The 4,511-nt window shown below is 36.6% G+C and carries 5 protein-coding genes and 1 pseudogene; 1 reads left to right on the top strand and 5 read right to left on the bottom strand.

Annotated features, from left to right (window positions below; genetic code table 11):
* Positions 1-220: pseudogene (locus ASU03_RS18345) on the top strand (IS110 family transposase); the annotation flags it as partial.
* A gap of 38 nt (positions 221-258) precedes the next feature.
* Here ASU03_RS18345 and ASU03_RS18340 read toward each other — a convergent pair.
* The 5 genes from ASU03_RS18340 to ASU03_RS18320 form a co-directional block, all read right to left on the bottom strand.
* A complete protein-coding gene (locus ASU03_RS18340) occupies positions 259-750 on the bottom strand; it encodes a hypothetical protein (RefSeq protein ID WP_157465966.1) in 492 nt (163 codons plus the stop codon).
* A gap of 758 nt (positions 751-1,508) precedes the next feature.
* Positions 1,509-2,366 carry an alpha/beta hydrolase gene (locus ASU03_RS18335; protein WP_057833225.1) on the bottom strand — a complete coding sequence of 286 codons (858 nt, stop codon included), beginning with the start codon at positions 2,364-2,366 and terminating at the stop codon, positions 1,509-1,511.
* A 250-nt stretch (positions 2,367-2,616) separates the two neighbouring features.
* Positions 2,617-3,225, bottom strand: a complete 609-nt coding sequence (locus tag ASU03_RS18330) for a hypothetical protein (RefSeq protein WP_057833224.1) — start codon at positions 3,223-3,225, stop codon at positions 2,617-2,619.
* Between the two features lie 427 nt (positions 3,226-3,652).
* Positions 3,653-3,934 carry a hypothetical protein gene (locus ASU03_RS18325; protein ID WP_057833192.1) on the bottom strand — a complete coding sequence of 94 codons (282 nt, stop codon included), beginning with the start codon at positions 3,932-3,934 and terminating at the stop codon, positions 3,653-3,655.
* Positions 3,935-4,042: 108 nt separating this feature from the next.
* Positions 4,043-4,360: a DUF2834 domain-containing protein gene (locus tag ASU03_RS18320; protein WP_057831346.1), complete on the bottom strand. Its 318-nt coding sequence runs from the start codon at positions 4,358-4,360 to the stop codon at positions 4,043-4,045.
* Positions 4,361-4,511 lie beyond the last annotated feature (151 nt).

Here is a 4,511-nt window from a genome sequence, read left to right as displayed (position 1 = left end):
GCGAATGATACGTGGTGGGCGACATCAAATACGTACTGCCATGTTCATGTCAATGATGTCGGCCATACAATGTAACCCTGTATTTAAGGCGACTTATCAGCGTTTAGTCGCCGCAGGAAAACCAAAGAAAGTAGCGATAATTGCCTGTGTAAGAAAGATGATTGTGATCTTAAATTCGATGGTAAGAGATGGTGTCTATTGGGATCCTAAAATGAGTTAGAAATTAATAATTGACACCATAGTCACTTGTTAGGTGAATTATACGTACCGAACTTCACTATAATCGTTGTCCATCTCTACTACTTCAAGCTCTTCTGATGGTTCAACCACACGATCGTTAACCATCTTTAAGTTTGACCAAGAATACCAAATAGTCTCTGTTTTACGACCTGAACTCTTAGTCGCGTCAGGTACAAAAAGTATTTTATCTTCATTTCTCTTCCTAGGAGTAATATCAATTAAAACACCGTTTTCTTTTATTACGGAATGAAATTCAGCCTCAAAAAAGCCTTTCTTTCTATCTTCCCAAAGAGTCCAGCCATATATGACTTGGCTCCCAGTTTTATTGCTTTCGTCTTCACAGTTGTTAAAACAGTATGCATTTCGGTATTCGTTTGAACGATTTATAAAGCGTAAATACTCAGGTTTTGAATTAGTAATTCCAAGTTCAGAAAGTAGAACTTTTATATTTGAATTAACTTTTTTCGGAGTCTTAGGGTTAATTGATACTTGCATACTTAGTTTATTCACCTAACGCCCAAATAACGGGCTAAGTAATACTTGCTAAAATGTGAAACGAAGTGGAACCGAGCAAGTGTTACGTGTCCCAGTTGATTTGCTTGTTAGTTGCAACATACTTTCACCAAGTACAACAATAACTTAAACGCACCGTAATGAAAATACCAAACCCTGAATTTGAGCCATTACACTCACTATTTAGAGCGAATAGTTACGCTAATACACCTTTCAGCAACGTGATAAAAGGGACTAACTTATTCGCGGTAAAGCACCAAACAGTGAATTGGTGAAACTGAATTATTTAGCACTTAGACGATCTTTTTTATTAGCCAACTAACGCCCAATTAACGGGCTAAGTAATAGTTGGCCATACTTGTGAACGGAGTGAACGCGGCCAACTGTTGCGTGTCCCGTTGAATTGCTTGTTAGATGCAATACTGGTAAAACCAAGCGATACAATAACTTAAAGGCACTGTTAAATAAACATTAGCCTCTATTTTGAGCCACACAAATAACCAATTTAGAACGAATTGTTGTGCAGTAAACGATAATTAAACCGAATGACCGTGCAAAACCTATTCGTGGTAAAACATAAAAACCTGATTTGGCGAAACGCAATTGTTTTGCTCTAAAGCTAAGTTTTAAAAACATCTAACGCCCAATTAACGGGCTAAAAATTGTGGGCTAAAATGGAGCGAAGCGAACAGCCCACTGTTTTTAGTCCTGTTGAATTGCTTGTTATATGCAGCGAAGGAGCAAATAGCCAACTATTATTTATCCTCTTTTGACTTTGGCTGCAAGCTTTTTAACCATCTCAAACCGTGTGCCGCCACCAGAGGAGACGAATCGCTATGTCCATAGGACTCAACAACTAGGGCCTTTATTGAAGCTATTCCCTTATATTTTTTATTGCTTAGTTGGCTAACAAAACCTTCGACAAATGGCCCTACCTCTTTCTCTAATTCACCATAAGAAGCTAAGACATTAATCGCAGACTGTGTATTTTTTAAAGCGGGATGTTCTTGAGCAAAGAGTGTAGGAACTTCCTCGTCCAATGCACTACCGAGAATGTAATTTTTAAATGTGTCGGGTTGTACCATTAGTGCGTAAACACCAAATACTCCACCAGCGGAAAAACCGAAATAGGTTCGATTGTTCGGTTGGGTTCGGTAATTGCTTTCTACAAACTTAAAAACATCTTTGCGAATAAAAGCCAGGTGCTTATCAGCTAGGCCAAATTTTATTTTGGGATGGTTTTTATTAACGGTCTTCTTAAATGTGTAATCCATATAACGACTGACATGAACCCCATATTGTTGCCTTAAATCCTCTGAAATGTCTTTCTGCCAGGAGATGCCTACTAAAATTACATCTTTCATAATCATATATGAGGCAGATGATAATAATTCGATATGCTCGACGGCATCTGTAAAGTAAACAACCGGGTAGTTTTTGTCCTTATTTTTCGCGTAATTATCCGGTAGTTTGATGAGTAGCTCGTATTGTTTATTCGATATAGTATCTTTAATCGGAATAACTTGTGTTCCAGGCATAGAGTATAATTTGTACTCACTTGCTCCAACATTGAAGAAAGGTAACAAAAACAAAAAAACTAAAATCTTTTTCATATCGAATCACTCACTTGTAAATTGCAAAATTGCATGACGGGTCCTTGTTATAAATCAACAAGGGTTTAAATGTATAGGATTAGAATGCAAAATATCTGACGTCCTTATGACTTTTAGATGATTTTACCCTGACGGCGATAAACAGCTTATTAAGTGCATATAACGCCGCAATAAACGGCAAAAAATAGTTGGTTAAAATTGTGAGGCACGAACGATAACCAACTGTTTTATGTCCGATTTAATTGCCTTGTTAGCTGCGCTTAAAATGAGGGCGAACATCTGATTCTATACTTTTAATTGCAGCATTAATTTTTATTGTAAGTTCGTTAGTCTTATCGTGGGTAGCCCAAATGTCTGACTTTACACTTTTAGCAAATTCAAGATCATTTTTAAAGCTCTCTCCACTATTAGCAAAATTATTAACCATTGCATCAAATGATACTTGTAAATTTCTAGCACATTGGCGAAGTTCATCTGTTTTGGGCTTAAAATCTGATCCCCATAATGCTTCACCTTCTAGAGCTTGAGCTTCGAACTCTTGTAAATGAATAGAAACAGGTTTCCATCTTTTTTTATAAATATACGCGTACGCATTAGCTTCTGAATCAGATGTTTTGTTTTTAGAGTCAAAGTCACTTGGAAACTCAGCTAATTGAACCCAAGGTGATCTACAGTACTTTAATTCATCTCTTAATTTGTACATTGAACGAATCAAATTTCTTGCAACTTCAAAATCAGCTTTTCCACGTAATTCTCTACTCCAAGTTTGTAATCCTTGTGTAGCAATACGAGCCGTAATTATGGCTGCAAGAATAATAATAATATCCTTAGTTAAAGATATAATTTGAATCGATGTCAATGCGACCTCCAGAAGAAGCTAACGCCCAATTAACGGGCTAAGTAATAGTTGGCCATACTTGTGAACGGAGTGAACGCGGCCAACTGTTGCGTGTCCCGTTGAATTGCTTGTTAGATGAATACTGGTAAAACCAAGCGATACAATAACTTAAAGGCACTGTTAAATAAACATTAGCCTCTATTTTGAGCCACACAAATAACCGATTTAGAACGAATGGTTGTGCAGTAAACGATAATTAAACCGAATGACAGTTCAAAACCTATTCGTGATTAAACATAAAAACCTGATTTGGCGAAACGCAAAGGTTTTGCCCTAAAGCCAGTTTTTAAAAACATATAACGCCCAAATAATGGGCAAATGATAGTTGGTTAAAATAGGCGACGCAGGAGCAAAAACCAACTGTTATTTGTCCTTATTAATTTGCTTGTTAGTCTCTGTTATCTATAGCGCTCACTTCAAAGAAAGCACCACATGAGAAAGTAGTACCATCCTGAAACCCCTTACATTTCAAAATTCCGGAAAGCTTATCATTTTGAATCATACTGCTAATAACATCGTATACATGTAAATTGGGCTGATTACACACTAGTTTAGAGCATTTAATTGGAGTGCTAATTTCTGAATAGTTTCTAGATATCACTTCCTTATCAGTTCCCCACTCCTTAAATTCAAAAATAAAATTTTCTGTAACATTGATTTGATTAGACATATATTCCCTCAAGAGACTAACGCCCAATTAACGGGCTAAGTAATAGTTGGCCATAATTGTGAACGTAGTGAGCGCGGCCAACTGTTGCGTGTCACGTTGAATTGCTTGTTATGTAACGTTATTCGCGTGTTTTTCATTGGCATACAAATATGCCGGTAACGCACACGATAACCCTACGGTACAACTTAATATAAAGAATAGAAAAGGCCTGGGAGCTGTTGGGTTTTTAGAGCGTTGGAAAATAAAAAACCAAAACGCGACAGTTGCTAATAATACATCTGCTGTAAACCCACTTGCAGCTTTACTACCAAATAATTCCATTATAAATAAAGAAAAGTTTAACCCTTCAACTTGTATAAATTGAAAATAGAAAATGTACGGAATGATTGCACCAACGATTGCTAAAAATAGATAAATCCGTTTCATTAAAACTCCATAGATGATTAAGTTACATAGACATAATGACTCCCACGAGGTGCTAGCCTCCAGATTCGTGGGTTAGTAAAACCAGAGCCATAATATATGTGTTAAACAATATAAACTGGAGGCTAACATGTACAAACATAACATACTTTTC

Origin of the sequence: Colwellia sp. TT2012 (assembly GCF_001440345.1) — a bacterium.
Lineage (GTDB): Bacteria > Pseudomonadota > Gammaproteobacteria > Enterobacterales > Alteromonadaceae > Colwellia.
This window is presented reverse-complemented; position numbering and strand designations above follow the sequence as displayed.

Bases quoted from the DNA above. Each gene is read 5' to 3' on its own strand.
- ASU03_RS18335 (WP_057833225.1), bottom strand. From the start codon at position 2,366: ATGAAAAAGATTTTAGTTTTTTTGTTTTTGTTACCTTTCTTCAATGTT.
- ASU03_RS18325 (WP_057833192.1), bottom strand. From the start codon at position 3,934: ATGTCTAATCAAATCAATGTTACAGAAAATTTTATTTTTGAATTTAAG.
- ASU03_RS18320 (WP_057831346.1), bottom strand. From the start codon at position 4,360: ATGAAACGGATTTATCTATTTTTAGCAATCGTTGGTGCAATCATTCCG.